We start from the raw sequence: 17295 nt of genomic DNA on the forward strand, positions 1-17295 counted from the left end.
CGAGTCACCGGGCCCGGCGCAGGACCATGGCGGCGTTGAAGCCGCCGACCCCGCGGGCCAGGACGAGTGCGGCGCCGGGCCGCCACGGTCGCGGCCGGGCGGTCACCAGATCGATGCCGTAGTCCGGGTCGGCGGCACGGACGCCGACCGTCGGCGGGATCACCTCGTCGCGTATGGCGAGCAATGCGCAGGCCACGTCCACCGGGGCGCCGCCCGAGCCGAGTCGACCGAACATGCTCTTCGGCACGGTCACCGGGACCTTGGCCGCGCCGAAGACACTCGCGATGGCCTCTGCCTCGATCCGGTCGGCGGTGGCCCCGCCCGCGCCGTCCGCGAAGACCACCCCGATGGCGGAGGCGTCCAGCCCCGCGTCGTCGAGGGCGATGGTGATGGCCCGGGCGAGGCCGGGTTGTCCGCCGTGCTTCGGCGCGGCGTCCAGGGTGGTGCCGTAGCCGGCGATCTCGCCGTAGCGGGGCGCACCGCGGTCCCGGGCCCGCCGGTCCTCCTCGACGACCAGGATTGCGCCGCCCTCGCCGGGCACGTGGCCGTCCGCGCCGGCGGCGAACGGCCGGTAGGTCCCGGCCGGGTCCTCGCCGGTGCTGACCTGCCCGCCGGCGATCCGCGCCACCCAGCCGTACGGGTTGAGCGCGCTCTCCGTACCGCCGGAGAGCACCATCGGGGTGCCCCGGCGGATGGTGCGGCGCGCCTGCGCCAGCGCGTCCAGGCCGCCGGCCTGCTCGGCGACGAAGACTCCGGAGGGCCCGCGCAGGCCGTGCCGGATCGAAATCTGGCCGGAGTTGACCGCGTAGAACCAGGCGAACGACATGTAGACGCTGACGTGCTCCGGGCCCTTCGTCCAGAGTGCTTCGAGTTCGCGCTGTCCGAACTCGAAGCCGCCGGCCGCGGCCGCGGTGGCGACGCCCATCTCGTCCGTGTCGTACGTGTCGGGCGTCAACTCGGCGTCAGCCAAGGCCCAGTCAGAGGCTGCCAGGGCGAGCTGGGTCATCAGGTCGGTCTGCGGGATCAGCCGGCCTGACAGGTGCTCCTCGGGTACGAAGTCGTCGATCTGACCCACGAGGCACGCAGGGTAGCCGCTCGGGTCGAACCGCCGGAGCGGGCCGATGCCCGACTCGCCGCGCAGGGTCGCTGCCCAGAAGCGTTCCACACCGAGCCCGTTGGGCGCGGCGACGCCGATCCCGGTCACCACCGCCGTCGTCATGCCTGCCGCCTTTCCGAGTGGGTCAGTGCCATCGCGCTCTGGAATCCGCCGAAGCCGCTGCCGACGGTCAGGACCGTGGACAGGGCCCGCTCCCGTGCCACCAGGGGTACGTAGTCCAGGTCCAGCTCCGGGTCCGGCTCGTGCAGGTTGGCGGTGGGCGGGATGACACCGTGCTCGATCGCCAGCGCACAGGCGGCGATCTCGATCGAGCCGATGGCGCCGAGCGAGTGGCCGATCATCGACTTGATGGAGCTCATCGGGGTCCGGTACGCGTGGTCCCCGAGGCTGGTCTTGACAGCGGCGGTCTCATGCCGGTCGTTCTGCTTGGTGGCGGTGCCGTGGGCGTTCACGTAGTCGATGTCCTCGGCGTTCAGCCGCCCTTCGGCCAGGGCGGCGGTCACGGCGGACGCCAGCTCGGCGCCGTCGGCCTTCAGCCCGGTCATGTGGTAGGCGTTGCTCCGGGAGGCGAAGCCCGCGATCTCGGCGTAGATCCGCGCGCCGCGCGCCCGCGCGTGCGACAACTCCTCCAGGACGAGCGTGGCCGCCCCTTCCCCGAGGACGAAGCCGTTGCGCGTCCGGTCGAAGGGGCGCAGCGCGGTCTCCGGGTCGTCGTTGCGCGGGGAGGTCGCCTTGATCGCGTCGAAGCACGCGACCGTGATCGGTGTGATGGGTGCGTCGGTGCCTCCTGCCAGCATCACGTCCGCCCGTCCCTCCCGGATCAGCTGGCAGGCGTGGCCCACCGAGTCCAGGCCCGAGGTGCAGCCCGCCGACACCACGGCTGCCGGCCCCTGGGCGTTGACCTCCCAGGCGACCTCCGCCGCGAGCGAGCTGGGCACGTAGTAGTCCGGAAGGTGCGGGCTCGCGTAGGCGTGGTCGACCAGCCAGTCCCGGCCGCCGTCGCTGAGGACGAGGTACTCCTCCTCCAACCGGATGGTGCAGCCGACGGCAGTGCCGATGCTCACCCCCACCCGAGTCGGATCGAGCCGGTCGAGTTCCAGGCCGCTGTCGTCGATGCTCTCCCGGGTTGCCACCAGGGCGAACTGGGCCGCACGGTCGAGCCGCCGGATCTCCCGTGCGGTCAGTCCCTGCCGGGCGGGGTCGAAGTCGACCTCGCCCGCGATGCGCGAGCGGTAGCCCGTCGCGTCGAACGCGGTGATCCGGCGGGTGGCGCTTCGCCCGGCGGTGATCATCTCCCAGAACGCCTTGGTGCCCGGCGAGCCCGGAGCGACCACGCCGATTCCGGTGATCACCACGCGACGGTCGCTCATCGCAGCCCCCTCGCCGTCCGTGTCTCTTCCTGCATGGATACTCGGCCCCCCGCTTCTCGGGATCGTCAAAGGACGTGACCTGCCGAGCGTCGAGGCGCCCGCTGGAGCGGCACTCGAAGGCCGCAGGAGGTCGGACGGGGCCGCGTGGCCGGCGGACGGCTCCGGATGCCGTCGAGCCGCCGTCGAGTCGTCGGCCGGACGCTTCCCCGACGAGGTCCGGCGCCCTGCGGTCCGGCGGGAGCAGGTGCGGGGTCCATTTACCGCACGGCCGTCATTGTCCGGCGGCCTTCCGGGCCAGTCGGCGTGAGCGATTGCACACGCATTTCGGCGGAACTTCCGGAATCAAGTCCAGTGGTTGAGAACTGTACGAATTATTCTCGCGTTCTGGCGCCCACTGTCCGGAGGGACGGAATCCGGATCAGGCTGTGAAATCCGTTCAAGAATTGCTACGGCGCCCGGCCCCGTTGGCGCGGGGACCAGGCGCCGGAACGGCGAAATCCGGGTCTCACAGCAATGCGGACTCGCGGGCGATGCGCACCGCGTCCACCCGGTTGCGCGCACCCAGCTTGGTCCTCCCCGAGGCGAGGTAGTTGCGGACGGTGCCGACCGAGATGCCTAGCCTCTCAGCGATCTGATGCGTGGCCAGGCCCTCCGACATCAGCTGGAGCACCTGGAGCTCGCGGGTGCTGAGCGGCTGCCAGCGCAGGTCAAGCGCGGCCAGTGCGAGCTCGGGATCGATCACCCGTTTGCCGTCCGCCGCCGACCGGATCGCATGGCCGAGCTGCGTCGTGTCGATGTCCTTCACCAGGAAGCCGTCGATCTGGGTGGCCAGGGCGCGCCGCAGGTTCTCCGGCCGGCGGGTCTCCGCGAGGATCACGATCCGGCAGTCCGGCACGGTCGCGTGCAGGGCGGCGGCGGTGGCCAGGCCGTCCATTCCCGGCAGGTTGAGGTCCAGCAGTGCGACGTCCGGCCGCAGTTGCCGGGCCCGCCGTACGACCTCGGTGCCGTTCTCGAAGTCCGCCACGACCTCGATGTCCGGTTCCAACTTCAGGACGGCCACCAGGGCCTTGCGAAGTATCCTCATGCTCTCCGCGATGACAAGACGTACCACCATGAACCCCCGTTGCGTGTGTGGCGTCGAAATGCCCGCACATGCACCATGCGTGCACTAATCCAGTTGCGAAGCCCCGAGCCCCGCCGGTGCGATGTACGTATCAATATCGGAATCTACATTGTGCATCTGACAGCAGCTTTCCGGACGTCACGTTGGCCGAACTTGAGTGCTGGTCTGGCCAAAATCGCAGGCGTCTTGACGCTCTCTTGGGAAAGGCCGTACGGATGTGCAGGCAGGGCGATCGAGTCTCATGCATCTCGACCCCGCCGGCGGAGTGAGTACTCACTCTTGACGGAGTGAGCACTCACTCCGTATCGTTGCGGCATGGCTTCCTTTGCACCAGGTCAGCGTCGGGCCCCAGCCATGACGCCGGAGGGCCGCCGCGAGATGATCGTCAGGGCCGCCCTTCCTTTGGTCATCGAGTACGGAACCTCCGTCACCACCGCTCAGATCGCCCGCGCCGCCGGCATCGGAGAGGGCACCGTCTTCCGCGTCTTCAGCGACAAGGACTCGCTGCTCGCCGCCTGCCTGGCCGAGGCGCTGCGCCCCGACGACGCGGTCGGCCACCTGGCCGCGATCGATCCGGAGCAGCCGCTGGCGGACCGCTTGGTCGAGGCCGCCGAGGCCATCGGCGGGTACCTGGCCAGAATGGCTGCTGTCTCCGGGGCGCTGGCCGCCTCGGGCGGTGCGCAGGGTCGGGCCCCCCAGTCGTCGGACCGCGACGGTGAACCGGCCGGACGTGAACGATTGTCTACGGCCACCACGCAGGCCCTGGCGGCCCTGTTCGAACCCGAGCGCGACAACCTGCTGATGCCACCGGAGCAACTCGCGGTGGCATTCCAGCTCCTGATCATGGCGGCCGGCCTGCAGGGCGGGACCGGGCCCGCCCCCCTGTCCTACCGCGACGTGGTCGAGCTGCTGCTGCACGGCGCGTTGCTGCGTAAGGAGGGCCAGTGAACGAGGAAGTCTACGGAGACCTGACCGCACGTCAACGAACGCTGGCGACCTATGCTCTGCTGGCCTGCGCGTTCCTGGCCATGCTGGACGGGTCGGTCATCGGCACCGCGTTACCTCAGATCGTCAAGCAGGTCGGCGGCAACGACGCCTGGTACCTCTGGCTGGTGACCGCCTACCTGTTGGCCTCCTCGGTCAGCGTCCCGTTCTACGGCAGGTTCTCCGACCTGCGAGGCCGCCGCGGACTGCTGCTGATCGGCCTGGGCATCTTCCTGGTGGGCTCTCTCGCCTGTTCGCTGGTCGGCTCGATGGAGGCGCTGATCGTCTCCCGCACGGTGCAGGGCCTCGGCGCCGGTGCGCTGATCACTCTCTGCATGGCCACCATCCGTGACCTCTACCCGCCGAGCCGGATGGCCGACATGGTCCGGGTCCAGAGCGTCCTGGCCGTCATGATGGTGGCCGGCATGGTCGGCGGTCCGCTCATCGGCGGCCTGCTCACCGATCACGTCGGCTGGCGCTCGATCTTCCTGGTCAACCTCCCGATCGGCGGAGCCGCGCTGGCGGCGATCGTGCTCGTGCTGCCGAGCCGGCGCCCCACCGGGGTCACCTCCGGACGGCTCGACGTGGCCGGTATCGCGCTGCTCGCCTCCGGTCTCTCCACGCTCCTGATCGGCCTGAGCCTCAAGACCCAGCGCACCGGCGGGGAGGCGCCTGGGTGGACCGACCCGGTAGTGGCCCTCCCGCTGGTCATCGGCGTCCTCCTGCTCCTCGCCATGATCCCGGTCGAGAAGCGGGCGGCGACGCCCGTCCTGCCGCCGCACCTGCTCCAGCAGCGCACGTACCGAGCGCTGCTCTTCGCCGGATTCTTCTTCCAGGCCTCGTCCATGCCGATCGGGTTTCTGTTCCCGGTCTACCTCCAGCAGATCCGCAACGTCTCCACCAGCGTCTCGGCGCTGCTCGTCCTGCCCCTGCTGCTCGGTCTGGCGGCGGGCAACCGGTTGTCCGCCGCTGTCATGATCAAGACCGGCAACACCAAACCGGTCCTGCTCGCCGGCGCGGTCCTGCTCACCGTCGGCACCGGCGCCTTCCTGTTCCTGGACAACGGAACGTCCTACGTCGCCACCAGCATCTGGCTGGTGCTGATCGGGCTTGGGGCCGGACCGGCCATGGGCGGGATGATGATGGCCGCGCAGAACTCCGTGCCGCCCGCCGACATCGGCACGGCCACCGCCGGCTCCGCCCTCACCAAGCAGATCGGCGGCATCCTCGGCCTGTCACTGTGCCAGTCGATGCTGACCAGTGGTGGTGTGGGCCAGGTCACCGGTGCGGACATGGGTGCCGCGATCGGCTGGGTCGGCGGCGGCGCCGCCCTGCTCGCCCTGGTCGCGACGGTCGTGGCGGGCAACGTCGTGGTCAGGGCTCCCGGCCCGCCGAAGACGGCGAAGCCGCAGCCCGCTGACGCCGAGGCTGCCGCATAGGAACTCCGGCGGGGCCCGGGCGGACACCCCCGGCCGCCCAGGCCCCGCCGGTCACCGCCTCGGCCGCACGCTGTTCACGGGCTGACCGTACGAATGTCACCCGGCGTTCCGGACGAAGCGAACGACGATTGCCGGGAGGACTGCACTAACGGAACTCCCCCCGGTCGACGGATGCTCGGTACACAGTCCCCGCGCCCTCGCGTGTCGCCCTCGCAGCGTCCGGGGGTGGCTGCCGGAGGCACTCAACCATCCGTCGAACCAGTGGAGTCGGCATGCGATTCAGCCTTCTTGGCCCATTCGAGATCACCGGCGATGACGGACGGCTCTTCGCCCTGCGTTCGCCGAAGGTGCGGCAGGTGCTGGCACTCCTGCTCGCCCGGTCCGGTCGGATCGTCCCCGTGGAGAGCCTGATCACCGAGTTGTGGGGGGACCACCCTCCGCGTAGCGCCCAGACCACACTGCAAACGTACGTCTACCACGCGCGCAAGGAGTTCGTACGGCAGTGCGGCGCCGGAGCGCCCGGACTTCTGGTGACGAGTGCCCCCGGATACCTGATGGACGTGGCGGACCACGAGGTGGATGCGGTCCTCTTCGAGCAGCTCATCGAACAGGGCAGGGCGCACCTGCGCGACGGCCGGCCCGAGTCTGCCTCGCGCAGCCTGCGCCGGGCGCTGGAGATGTGCCGAGGCCCGATCCTGTCGGACATCAGCACCGGCGACGTGCTCGCCGCGCATGTGGTGTACCTCGAAGAACTGCGGCTGCAGGCGACCGAGTTGGGCATCGAGGCGGACATCAGACTCGGCCGGGGGCGCGAGATCATCCCTGAGCTGCGCTCGCTCGTGAAGGAATACCAGCTCAATGAGTGGTTGCACGGGCAGCTGATCTCGGCCCTGGGCATCGCGGGCCGACGCGCCGAGGCATTGGCGGCATATCAGGATCTGCGCAGCGTCCTGGACCGGGAACTCGGGCTGGAGCCATCCGTGGAGATCCAGCGGATCCACCACGAGGTACTCAACTCCTCGTGCTCCATCGACCTGTTGGCCCTCGCCGGGGCTCCTCCGCTGGTCGGCTCGCGAGAGGCTGGGTAGCTCTCATCCCGCACTCGCGAGACGCCGGGCAGCAGGGCCGGAAAGCAGATGGACGGACCACGGGATGCCGCCCCGGTGGCGGGCATCTCGTGGTCCGTCCGCGCACCTGTTTCGTGTCAGGCGGCCTCGAAGGCCGTGGTCACGGTGGCGTAGAGATCGGTGAGGGTGTTACTGCTGGTCGACACCTCCTCGGTCGGCACGTCGAAGCCGAACTGCCGCTCCACCTCCAGTCCGAACTCGATCAGGGCGAGCGAGTCCAGTTCCAGGTCCGCGAGCAGGGCATCGGGCACGATCAGTTCGTGCGACACGTTGCAGGTCTCGACCAGGATGTCGGTGATCTGCTGCAGGGTCGGCAGGGTGGCTTCGGTCATTGTCGTTCGTCCTTCCGTCGTCGTGGAATGCGGGCGTGGGCCCGATCCGGGCTCAGCGCTTGAGCTCCGGCCAGGTCAGCGTGGTGGCCCCCCAGGTGGCACCGCCGCCGAACGCGGTCAGCAGGACCCTGGCGCCGGGGGTGAGTTCCCCTGTCGACAGGCCGTGATCGAGGGCCAGGGGGATCGAGGCGGCCGCCGTGTTGCCCGCCAGGTCCAGGTGCACCACCAGCCGTTCCTGCGGCACGTCGAGCCGGCGACTGATCGCCTGCAGGATGCGCAGGTTGGCCTGATGGCAGACCAGTCGGTCGACCTGGCCTGGCTTCCAGCCGGCCTTCGCCAGTGCCGAGCGCGAGGCCTCCTCCATCCGGGCGACCGCCAGGGCGAAGGTCTCCTGGCCGCGCATGGCGAAGTAGGAGTCGGGGCGGCTCGCCGGCTGTTCGACCGTCGGGTGCTCGGAGCCGCCGGCCCGAATCGTGATGAGGTCGGCCAGCGAGCCGTCGCTGCCGAGGACGAACGGACCCAGCGCGCCGGGCTCCTCCGGGTCCCCGGCGCGAAGGACGACCGCGCCCGCGCCGTCGCCGAACACCACGGCGGTGGACCGCTCCAAGGGATCGACGATGGTGCTGAACGCGTCGGCGCCGATGACCAAGACCCGCTCTACCGCGCCGGAACCGATCATCCCCGCACCGGTGGCGAGCGCGTAGAGGAAGCCGGTGCAGACCGCCGAGACGTCGAAGGCCGGCCGCCCGGTGAGCCCCAGCCGGTGGGCGACCAGCGGCGCGGTCGCCGGGCAGCGGCGGTCCGGGGTGGCGGTGGCCAGGATGACGACGTCGACGTCCGGGACGCCGGCCGACTCCAGCGCCCGGCTTCCGGCCTCGACGGCCAGTCGGGATGTGGGCATTGCGGGATCGACGACGTGTCGACGGCGGATGCCGGTCCGGGTGCGAATCCATTCGTCGGAGGTGTCGATGCGGCCGGCCAGCTCGTCGTTGCCGACGACCCTCGGCGGCAGCCAGGACCCGAGGCCCGCCACCACCGCCGCCCGAACTCGTCCGGTGTGAGGAGTACTCATACCGCCTAGCTTCGGGCCCGCTCTGAAGCGTCACTCGACACCAGCTCGAACCCGGACGGGAGACGTTCACGTCCGGCTGGCCACGCCCCTGGACGGTGGCCCTGGAGCGGATCGAGCGGCTGTCGAGCGCGAGCCCGGACACTCACGGCAGTACCGCGACGCACCACACGATGGCAACGAACCGATCTCCGCCGACAGAGCGGCGAGTGGAAGGGCGTTATGAAGGCGAACAACTTGACCGGGGCCTCGGCCCGGACGCCGGGCCCACTGCGGATCGGCCTGGTCGGCCACGGCTGGTGGGCGCAGCGCTACCTCCTGCCGCCGCTGCTCAAGGCCGACGGGGTGACGGTGGCCGCGCTGTGCGGACGGGAGGCCGGGCGGGCCGCCGAGGCCGCCGAGCAGAACGGCATTCCGGCCTCCTTCGTTGACGTGGAGACCATGGTGTCCGGGGTGGAACTCGACGCCGTGGTGATCGCCTCCCCGCCGTCCAGCCACCTGGAGGCCGTCACGGCGGCCGCCACTCGCGGACTGCACGTCTTCTGCGAGAAGCCGCTCGCCAGGAACGCGGCGGAGACCGAACAGATGGTGCGGGCCTGTGCCGGGGTGCGGACCATGGTCGGCTTCACCCAGCGCTGGCACCCGGCCGTCAGCACCCTGCACCGATTGGTCGAGGGCGGCGAGATCGGCGAGGTACGGCACCTGCGGTACGTGACCAGGGCGGCGCTGTCCGGTGACCCCTCGGCTCCGTGGAGCTGGCGCTACAGCGAGGCCGAGTACTCCTACGGAGCCCTCAGCGACCTCGGGCCTCACGCGGTCGACCTGGTGCGCTGGCTCGGTGGCGAGATCGCTGCGGTCTCGGCCACCGCCCGTACGGTCGTCGCCGAGCGCCCGGACGAGGCCGGTGGGTACCGTGAAGTCCGCAACTGGGACGACGCCACGGTGAACCTCGAACTCGACTCCGGGATCGGGGCGTCGGTGACCGTCAGCCGGGTTCTCCCGCCCAGCCCGTACCGGCGCTTCCACCACGAGCTGGACGTGCTCGGCACCAAGGGCGCGATCACCTTCAGTTCGGACCGGCCGACCGAGGTGGTGCTGACCCGGGCGGGCCAGGACCCGGTCGCGGTAACGGCCGACGGTATCGAGGCCGGCTCGGTCCAGCCGGGTTCGTTCGAGGAGATCATGCTGATTCACCGGTTCGGCGCGGCGCGACAGGCTGCCGACATGCTCGCGTGGTTCGGCGGCGAGCAGCAGGTGGCTCCGCCCACCATGGCGGACGGCCACCGGGGCCAGCAGGTTCTCGACCTCGCGGCCCGGGCGGTGGAGGCCGGGGGCTGGCTGCGCTGCCCATGACCCGTCGGTTGAGTGCCCGGAGCCGGGGCGACGCGTGGCAGACAGGGGGACTCAAGAAACCGCTCCCGCGGCCGTGAGCCACGGGAGCGGCTCACGCGAGCGGAAGAAGCAGCAGACGCAACGTGTCATCTCCGAAGCGGCGATCGCACTGTCCCTGGAGCGTGGCTTCGACCAGGTCTCCGTCGTCGACGTGGCAGCCTTGGCCGACGTCTCGGAGATGACGGTGTTCAACTACTTTCCGACCAAGGAAGACTTGGTCCTGCACAGGTTCGAGAACGACGTCGACGATATCGTGACGATCGTCCTCGGCCGAGGGCCCGGGGAGTTCGCGGCAGCGGGCGGTCGCGCCGGTTCGCCGGGCTGCGATCATGCTGGGATGGCCCATGACATCCTCTTCTTCCTTGCCGCCGACGACGAGGCTGCGGCCGGAACGCGTCTGCGGGGACCCGGTGCGAGGACGGGGACGAGATGACGGACGACGATCTGCGGGCGGTCCTCCAGGGAATCGCCCGCCTCGCGGTGTCGGCGGTGCACGCCGGTGGCAGCCTCTACAGCTGGAGCTTCTGACCGTCCGCCTACGGCAGGCTGTCGGCCCGGTCCGCGACGTCGGGTGTGGCGAAGTCCCGGTGGACGTAGGTGGTGCTGCGGCCGTGCCGGCGGGCGATCACGGTGCCGTCGCCGACCCATTCATCGAGCCAGCCGCTGCCGCCGAGCCACGAGCGCTGGTCGGCCTCCTTCACCAGAGGCAGGAGTTTGGTCTTGAGCATGCCGGTCTCGCCCGTCTCGCGGAGTACGTCGAGGAGTTCTGCCTTCGCGCGCCGGGTGTGGAGTTGACTGGCGTTCGGCGATTCCCGCACGCGCACCGACGTCTCCTCCAGGTCCAGTCCGCGTGCTGCCGCCCAGCTCAGGACGTAGCGGTCGACGGCGTCCTCGTCCGTGACGCCCAGCAGGTGGCCCAGGCAGCGCAGGATCGCATCCTCGCGCATGGCGCTGAGGGTGTGCTCCACGTCCTGGAAGTTGGCCCCGCCTCCGAAGCGGCTGGCCTCGTGGGCCTTCCGGTGTGCTTCTTCCCGGAGTTGCAGGACGTCCCTGACGATGGCTTCAGCGGCATCGACGGGTGAGGCGAAACTCTGCGTCATGGCATCGACCGTACCGGAGCGAACCATCGGCCGTCGTGCCGGGCGTCCGGCGCCGGCATCCCTGACCTGAGGCGAGGCGGGTTCGCGGTGGGGTCGTGTCGGTGCCCCCGAATACGCTGGGCGGTCATGGACTGGCTGGAGCGGGTGGCGAAGCTGAGACGGTGGACGAGCAACGACGTTCGGGCGCCGCACAAACCGCTGTTGCTGCTGTACGCGCTGGGCAGCTTCCAGCGCGATGCCGACGGCGAGCTGCGGTACAGCGCTGTCGAGGGGGAGTTGAAGCGGCTGCTCGAAGAGTACGGGCCGTCCCATCCGACCACCCCCGCGTACCCGTTCCACCACCTGGTCAGTGACGGGGTGTGGGAGGTCAGGACCGACCAGGGGGCCGGGAGCCCGGGGACCGGGGTGCGGGTCCTGCGTTCCAGTGGTGCGGCCGGACGGCTCGCGCCCGGGTTGCGGACGGCGCTGCGGAAGGAGCCGGCGCTGCTGGGGCGGCTGGCGCGGGTGCTCCTGGACTTCCACTTCCCGCCGTCGCTGCACGCCGACCTGTGCGAGGCCGTCGGACTCGACCTGGACCCGGCCGGGATCGACGGAGCAGGCGGGATCGACGGAGCAGGCGGGATCGACGGAGCGGGTGGGAGCGAGCGGGCGGCACGGCGGCAGCGGGACCGGCGGATGCGTGAACTCGTGCTGACCGCCTACGAGTTCCAGTGTGCCTTCTGCGGTTACGACGGGATGCTGGGCGCGAGCGCGGTCGGTCTGGAGGCCGCGCATGTGCGCTGGTGGTCCCACGACGGGCCGGACGAGGTCGACAACGGCCTGTGCCTGTGCTCGCTGCACCACAAGCTGTTCGACAAGGGTGTCCTGGGCCTGGGGGAGGGGCGCCGGATACTCGTCTCACGACGGTTCGTCGGGCGCAGCGAGGCCAGCCGGCAACAGGTGCTGGCGTTGGCCAGGCGCTCGGTCATCGGCCCGCAGGCGGGGGTTGCGTCGGTCGCCGGCCGGCACCGGCGGTGGCACGCCGAGCAGGTCTTCCGGGGTGAGGCCCGGGAGTCGCTGAGCCCGGCGCCTGCGGGCTGACGGGGCCGGGGTTGGGGTCGGGGCTGGGGTCGGGGCCGGGGCCGCACGGGGTCATTCGTCGTGGGCGATGCGCAGGATCGACGCGTACCCGGGGCCGTCTCCACGGTCCGGGCCGGACTCGGGAGGGGCGTCGGGCAGCAGCACCCGTACGGCCCGCCAGTGGAAGAAGTCCTGGTCGGCCTGCTCCGCAGTGAACCGGACGGCCTGTCCGGCTGTGAGCTCCCGGTAGCCGACGCCGGGGATGACGGAGAAGTGTGCCCAGACCGGTTCCGGCAGGGTTCGGGAGACCAGGACCCCCCATCCCTGGTCGGCGTGCCACTCCAGGACGTGTCCCGTGTGGACGGTTTCGTTCGCGGCGTCGGACATGCGCTCTCCTTCTCTGCTTCGTCAGGCCCGTCCCGGTGGGTAGGGGCACTTCGCTCGTTCTCCATGCAGCCGATCCGGTGACCGGCCGTCAGTCGGGGCCGCTGCTCTGCCCGACCCGGCGGTGCGGGACCCGGCCGTCGACGGTGCGGGGTGTTGTTCTCGCGGCCAGGTGGGCGAGGGCCGCCTGTACGGGCGGCTGGTGGGTGTGGGGAGCGAGGAGGGCCTGGAACCGGTCGGTGAGGCCCGGCGGTAGGTTGCCGGATCGGTCGACCGCGTGGCGGACGGTGGCTGCGGCTTCGTCGGTCCGTCCGGCGGCCAGCTGGGCTTGCACCACGAGGGACAGGTCGGTGACGGCGTACGGGGTCGGGTGTCGCCCCGCGGGCGTGCCGGTGTCGAGCAGGGCGCTGAACCAGGTCAGGGCGCGGGCGGGCTCCCCGAGGGCGAGCCGGGTGCTGCCGTGGGAGACGGCGAGGTAGTTCTCGTCGATGGTGGCGCCGGCGGGGTCGGTGTCCGGGTCCCACTGCGGTGGGGCTGCGGCGAGGGCGTGTTCGGCGTGGTCCATGGCGCGCAGGGCGGTGGTGGGTTGGGCGAGCCGGGCGAGGGCGAGTGCCTGATGGGTGTGCAGGACGGCGGCCAGCCGGGGGGTGGGGTGGGGGTCGATGGTGCGGGCGGCCTGGACGAGGGAGAGCACGTCCCGGGGGTGGCCGTGGTGGCGGTGCCTGAAGGCGAGCTGTGCGAGGTGCGCGGCGGTGCGGTGCGGTGCCCCGGCGGCGGCCGCGGCTCGGATCGCGGCCAGGTTGTGGCGTTCGGCCTGGGCATCCTCGCCCAGGACGTGGCTGGTCCAGGTGCACAGGGCGGCGGTGCGGGCGGCGAGCAGGAGCAGTTCGGTGCCGAGGATGCGGTCGTAGCCGTGGCTGGTCAGCAGGTCGCTGATCAGCTGGTGTTCGGTGCGGGCGGCGAGGTGGAGCGCGGCCGGGTGGGTGGGGCTTCCGGTTTCGAGCCGTTCGAGGGCGCGGATGCGGTGCTCGGCCCAGCTGAGCGTTTCGGGTGTGATGCGCGGACCGTTGCGTTGGAGTGGGCGGGCGTTGCCGTCGAGAGCCGTGATGGCGCCGCGGATCTGGGCGGTGAGGGAGGGGCCGACGGCTGCCAGTCCGGGACGGGGGTCTCCGGCCGTCGCCGAGGTGAGCCGGGAGACGGCGATGGCGCCGTGCGGGGTCCAGGGCTGGTGCAGGAGTTCGTGGTCGCCGACGGTTGCCGTGAGCCATCGTGGCCAACCCAGCCGGCGCACGAGGTCGGTGTCCACCTGGTGGATGCGGGCGATGGCGAGTTGGGCCGTGAACTCCGGGGCGATCCGGCCGGATTCCCAGCGGGACACCTTCTCCCGCCGGGCGGCCATCCGTCCGTGTCCGAGTTCCGCGTGGGTGCGGGCGACCAGTTGCGCGTACTCGGCCTGCGAGAGGCCGGTCGAGGTCCTCAGAGCTGCCAGGGGGTGTGTGGTCATCGGGGTGCGTGAGCTCTGTTCTCCAGGACTACGTCCATGGCGGGAACGGAATGGATCCGGCCGTGGTCGACCGCCTGGACGGACACGGGTTCGACCGCCTGGACGTAGCAGGGTTCGGGGACGGGTTCGGAGCAGGGTTCGGAGCAGGGGTCGGGGACGGGGACGGAGCAGGGTTCGGAGCCGACGAATGACAGGGCGGGACGTCCACGGCGTGTCGCAAGCCGTGCAGACCACCGCGAGCGGGAACAGCCTCCGCCGTGCCGGCAAGCGGCCGTAACCCCCTGACCGGCCAAGCCCCGTCGGCCTCCCGGCCACCCCCGGTGTGCCGCCCGGCCACCACCGATGCGCCACCTGGCCATGACCGACATGCGGGCACCCCGGGTTCCGGGGCACCGGGGAACGACTGCGGCCGAGCCCCGGAGCCGTCGGAAGGGGTTCCAGACGACCGCAGAGGACAGCCCGTGCGCCGCCGACAGCGACACGGTGCCGGCGCCCCGCCGCCACTACAGGAACGGCCGGACCCTCGACGGGGAACCCGCCCGCATCCTCACCGTCGACTACGGGCCCGCCGTCGTCGACGGGCGCGGCGTTCACGTGGCGGTCCTTCTCGCGAAGCCCGTGAAGCCGGTGGACGACGCCCTCGACCACATGGCTTCGATGACGTGCATCGCCGCAGCCGCCGTCATCGGGCTCTGCGCCGCCCTCGCGTCACGAGCCGTGAGAAGGCCCCTGGCCGTCGTCGAGCAGCTGGCGCGCAGCGCCGAGCACAGCGCCCTCGCGAAAGAGCCCGGCCGAACCGTTCCGATCACCACGAGCCCCGAACTGGCCCGCCTCGCCCACGCCTTCGACGAGATGAACACTGCACTCGCGTCCTCGCACCAGCAGCAGGCACGGCTCATCGCGGACGCCGGACACGAGCTGCGCACCCCCTTGACGACCCTGCGTGCCGACATCGGCCTGCTGGTTCGCAGCCATGACACCGGGCGCGAACCGCCCCCTGACGTACAGGCGAGGTTGCTGAACGACCTGCGAACCCAGATCGCGGAACTCTCCGCGCTCGTCGACGGCCTGCTGCTGCTCGCCGGTCCACCCCGGCCGTCCTCGCAGCAGAGCACGGTCGGCACCGGGGCCGCACCGGGACCGGGTTCACCTCACCGTCGCCCCGGCTGCCGCCACCCCGAACCGCCGAACGCGCCGCCGTCTCGGCCGGTCGGCGGCGCCTGACCATGTGGTGACCATCGACGGCAGCCCACGACGGCGCCCCCTCGGGTACGGGACCCGAGGGGGCGGTGGGGGGATGAGGGGCAGGTCAGCCCGGGTAGCCGTAGTAGACGTAGATGGCGTTGGCCCGGTAGTAGTTGCCCTGGACGTCGTAGAAGTTGCCGCCCCGGATGGTCACGTCGACGCCGTTGGGCCCGTAGCTGACGCGCGGGGCCGACGGGCTGGTGACGTTGTTGTTGCGGGGCACGCCATGGGGGGCCGTGTTCTCGGCGGCGTACGTCACGCTCTCCGAGGTCAGGACCTGGCCGGTGCCGGCGTCGCGCCAGGCCTCGGTCATCAGACGGTCGTAGCTGTTGTAGGCGATCGACGGGGCGGCGTCGGTGTTGGTGTTCGGCACCCGCTGCCAGGTGCGGTCCCACTGCCAGTTGTTGAGGTACAGGCCCTGGCGGTAGATGCGGTTGTCGGTGCCGCGGTGGAGGACGGTCAGCCGGTTGTCGGGCGAGGTCGAGGCGGCTGCCGCGGACTCCGTGCGGGCGCCGCCCGGCATCTCGGACCAGGAGCTGAAGTTCCGGTTGGCGTCCATGAAGCCGTGGTAGATGCGCTCGTTGGCGCCGACGACGATGAAGTGCAGGTTGTCCGGGGCGGCTGCGACGGCCGGGCCCGAGGTCGGGCGGCCGGTCGAACCGGAGCCGCCGATGTTCTGCGTGCGGAACTGGATGGCCGAACTCCAGTACCAGCGCTGGTGGTTGGGTTCGTTGCGGTTGGCGAGGGTCTGGCCCCAGACGTCGCCGTTCTGCCCGGTGTGCCAGATCCAGAGCTCGCCGCGGAACGAGGTGATGGTGGGCGCGGCGTACGTGACGCCTCCGATGTGGTTGAACGGGCCGCCGTCGACGTTGAACCAGAGGGCGTTGTCCTGACCGCGGATGACCTCGACGTGGCTGCCCAGGTAGTACGCCATCGCCGGGGAGTCCGGGGTGCTGGCGTTGTGGTCCGCCTCGTGCCAGGGCGAGGTCGCGCCGGCGGGGCTGGTGGTCGCGAAAACGGCGGCCAGCGCGGTGAGCAGGACGGCCACCAGGGTGGCGAGCCTGGAGGACCCGCGCAGCTGCAGCGGGGGGCGAAGTGGTGCTGGTGCGGTCATGTCTGCTGCCCTTCTCGTCCGTGAGCCCGCGTACGTGGGTGGCTCCGGAGCGATGACGTGGTGTGGCTCGGATCCGACGGTGTGCCCGCGCTGGGCGTGGGCCCCGGCGGGTGCGGAGCCGCTCGACGGAGAGGTTGTCAGCGGGGGCGGCCGCGGCACATCGGTCATCTGACTCCCGGCCCGCTGCCGGGCATCCCGGATCCCGGCGCCGGTGGGGCGGACGTACCGTCAAATGACTGATGCCGACCAGCGGCGCGGAACCGATGCTGGGGAGCACACACACGGGGAACGGAACGTAAAGGAAAGGTGGTTCACATGTTCACACCCAAGGCCATCCTCCGCGGCTCGGCCGCCGGGACGACCGGTGTCGCGACGGCCGGTGTCGCGAGGACCGGCGTCGCGACGGCCGGCGTCGCGACGACCCTCGTCACGGCGACCGTCGTCGCGGCCGTGCTGGGCCTCGGCGCCGGAACGGCGCAGGCGGCCGGCTGGCCCCCGCTGCAGCCGGGCGCCCACCTCTACTCGGGCACCGGCGGAAGCGGCGCGGCGACCGCGGTCGACCTCGCCGACCTCGGCACCTGCCACACCCTGGCGGCGCCCGCCCGGTCGGTCCAGGTCGTCTCCGGCTCCGCGTCCGTGGTGCTGTACCCCGGCGCGGGCTGCACCGGCGCCGTCCCGTGGGCGACCGGCTCGCTGGCCCAGTCCGACCTGCCGTGGCCGGTGCTGAGCTACCGGGTGGTCCCGGCCTGACCCGACGGCGCCGCCGCCGGGCCTCCGGTCGGGTCCGGCGGGGCGTCGGAAGTAGCCACCCGGACGGGCGAGGGGTAGCCGGGTGGCGGTCGGGGAGTAGCCGGGTGGGGGGTTTCGGGTCGGCGTCGGACGGGAGAGGCTGGGCACGCCTCACGGGCCCCGGCTCGTGCCACTGCGGCTCATGTC

Annotated in this window: 17 protein-coding genes; 8 read left to right on the plus strand and 9 right to left on the minus strand. The window is 71.3% G+C overall.

Annotated features, from left to right (window positions below):
* Positions 1-4: 4 nt before the first annotated feature.
* The 3 genes from ACIP4P_RS07445 to ACIP4P_RS07455 form a co-directional block, all read right to left on the minus strand.
* A complete protein-coding gene (locus ACIP4P_RS07445; protein WP_400915690.1) occupies positions 5-1219 on the minus strand; it encodes a ketosynthase chain-length factor in 1215 nt (404 codons plus the stop codon).
* On the minus strand, positions 1216-2487 hold the full coding sequence (locus tag ACIP4P_RS07450) for a beta-ketoacyl-[acyl-carrier-protein] synthase family protein (protein ID WP_400915692.1): 1272 nt from the start codon (positions 2485-2487) through the stop codon (positions 1216-1218). The genes ACIP4P_RS07445 and ACIP4P_RS07450 overlap by 4 nt, the downstream gene beginning before the upstream one ends.
* A gap of 505 nt (positions 2488-2992) precedes the next feature.
* Positions 2993-3598, minus strand: coding sequence for a response regulator (locus tag ACIP4P_RS07455; RefSeq protein WP_400916401.1), 606 nt, complete (start codon positions 3596-3598; stop codon positions 2993-2995).
* Between the two features lie 327 nt (positions 3599-3925).
* Between ACIP4P_RS07455 and ACIP4P_RS07460 the strand changes: the two genes are divergently transcribed.
* The 3 genes from ACIP4P_RS07460 to ACIP4P_RS07470 all read left to right on the plus strand — a co-directional run bounded on the left by ACIP4P_RS07460 (position 3926) and on the right by ACIP4P_RS07470 (position 7121).
* Positions 3926-4558, plus strand: a complete 633-nt coding sequence (locus tag ACIP4P_RS07460; protein WP_400915693.1) for a TetR/AcrR family transcriptional regulator — start codon at positions 3926-3928, stop codon at positions 4556-4558.
* Entirely contained in the window at positions 4555-6033 is a 1479-nt protein-coding gene (locus tag ACIP4P_RS07465) for an MFS transporter (RefSeq protein ID WP_400915695.1), read from the plus strand. The genes ACIP4P_RS07460 and ACIP4P_RS07465 overlap by 4 nt, the downstream gene beginning before the upstream one ends.
* A gap of 272 nt (positions 6034-6305) precedes the next feature.
* Entirely contained in the window at positions 6306-7121 is an 816-nt protein-coding gene (locus tag ACIP4P_RS07470; RefSeq protein WP_400915697.1) for a BTAD domain-containing putative transcriptional regulator, read from the plus strand.
* A gap of 116 nt (positions 7122-7237) precedes the next feature.
* On the opposite strand, the gene ACIP4P_RS07475 is transcribed toward ACIP4P_RS07470, so the two are convergent.
* Both ACIP4P_RS07475 and ACIP4P_RS07480 read right to left on the minus strand, forming a co-directional pair.
* Positions 7238-7492 (minus strand): acyl carrier protein, encoded by a 255-nt coding sequence (locus ACIP4P_RS07475; protein WP_400915698.1) that lies wholly within the window; start codon positions 7490-7492, stop codon positions 7238-7240.
* A gap of 52 nt (positions 7493-7544) precedes the next feature.
* A complete protein-coding gene (locus ACIP4P_RS07480; protein ID WP_400915700.1) occupies positions 7545-8564 on the minus strand; it encodes a beta-ketoacyl-ACP synthase III in 1020 nt (339 codons plus the stop codon).
* A 219-nt stretch (positions 8565-8783) separates the two neighbouring features.
* Between ACIP4P_RS07480 and ACIP4P_RS07485 the strand changes: the two genes are divergently transcribed.
* Together ACIP4P_RS07485 and ACIP4P_RS07490 are read left to right on the plus strand one after the other, a co-directional pair.
* Positions 8784-9914 (plus strand): Gfo/Idh/MocA family protein, encoded by a 1131-nt coding sequence (locus tag ACIP4P_RS07485; protein ID WP_400915702.1) that lies wholly within the window; start codon positions 8784-8786, stop codon positions 9912-9914.
* 73 nt (positions 9915-9987) lie between these two features.
* Positions 9988-10386, plus strand: a complete 399-nt coding sequence (locus ACIP4P_RS07490) for a TetR/AcrR family transcriptional regulator (RefSeq protein WP_400915704.1) — start codon at positions 9988-9990, stop codon at positions 10384-10386.
* A 103-nt stretch (positions 10387-10489) separates the two neighbouring features.
* Here the strand turns inward: ACIP4P_RS07490 and ACIP4P_RS07495 are convergent, their stop codons facing one another.
* On the minus strand, positions 10490-11053 hold the full coding sequence (locus ACIP4P_RS07495; RefSeq protein ID WP_400915706.1) for a hypothetical protein: 564 nt from the start codon (positions 11051-11053) through the stop codon (positions 10490-10492).
* 126 nt (positions 11054-11179) lie between these two features.
* Here ACIP4P_RS07495 and ACIP4P_RS07500 point away from each other — a divergent pair, with 126 nt between their 5' ends.
* Positions 11180-12133, plus strand: coding sequence for a phosphorothioated DNA-binding restriction endonuclease (locus ACIP4P_RS07500; protein WP_400915708.1), 954 nt, complete (start codon positions 11180-11182; stop codon positions 12131-12133).
* A gap of 51 nt (positions 12134-12184) precedes the next feature.
* Here the strand turns inward: ACIP4P_RS07500 and ACIP4P_RS07505 are convergent, their stop codons facing one another.
* Entirely contained in the window at positions 12185-12499 is a 315-nt protein-coding gene (locus ACIP4P_RS07505; RefSeq protein ID WP_400915710.1) for a cold-shock protein, read from the minus strand.
* A gap of 88 nt (positions 12500-12587) precedes the next feature.
* Positions 12588-14000 carry a hypothetical protein gene (locus tag ACIP4P_RS07510; RefSeq protein ID WP_400915711.1) on the minus strand — a complete coding sequence of 471 codons (1413 nt, stop codon included), beginning with the start codon at positions 13998-14000 and terminating at the stop codon, positions 12588-12590.
* Positions 14001-14627: 627 nt separating this feature from the next.
* Between ACIP4P_RS07510 and ACIP4P_RS07515 the strand changes: the two genes are divergently transcribed.
* A complete protein-coding gene (locus ACIP4P_RS07515) occupies positions 14628-15224 on the plus strand; it encodes a histidine kinase dimerization/phospho-acceptor domain-containing protein (protein WP_400915713.1) in 597 nt (198 codons plus the stop codon).
* A gap of 85 nt (positions 15225-15309) precedes the next feature.
* On the opposite strand, the gene ACIP4P_RS07520 is transcribed toward ACIP4P_RS07515, so the two are convergent.
* A complete protein-coding gene (locus ACIP4P_RS07520; protein ID WP_350512405.1) occupies positions 15310-16359 on the minus strand; it encodes a hypothetical protein in 1050 nt (349 codons plus the stop codon).
* 315 nt (positions 16360-16674) lie between these two features.
* On the opposite strand from ACIP4P_RS07520, the gene ACIP4P_RS07525 reads away from it, so the two are divergent.
* Positions 16675-17109, plus strand: a complete 435-nt coding sequence (locus tag ACIP4P_RS07525; protein ID WP_400915715.1) for a hypothetical protein — start codon at positions 16675-16677, stop codon at positions 17107-17109.
* Positions 17110-17295: the final 186 nt, after the last annotated feature.

This window comes from Kitasatospora sp. NPDC089509, assembly GCF_044749365.1.
Lineage (GTDB): Bacteria > Actinomycetota > Actinomycetes > Streptomycetales > Streptomycetaceae > Kitasatospora.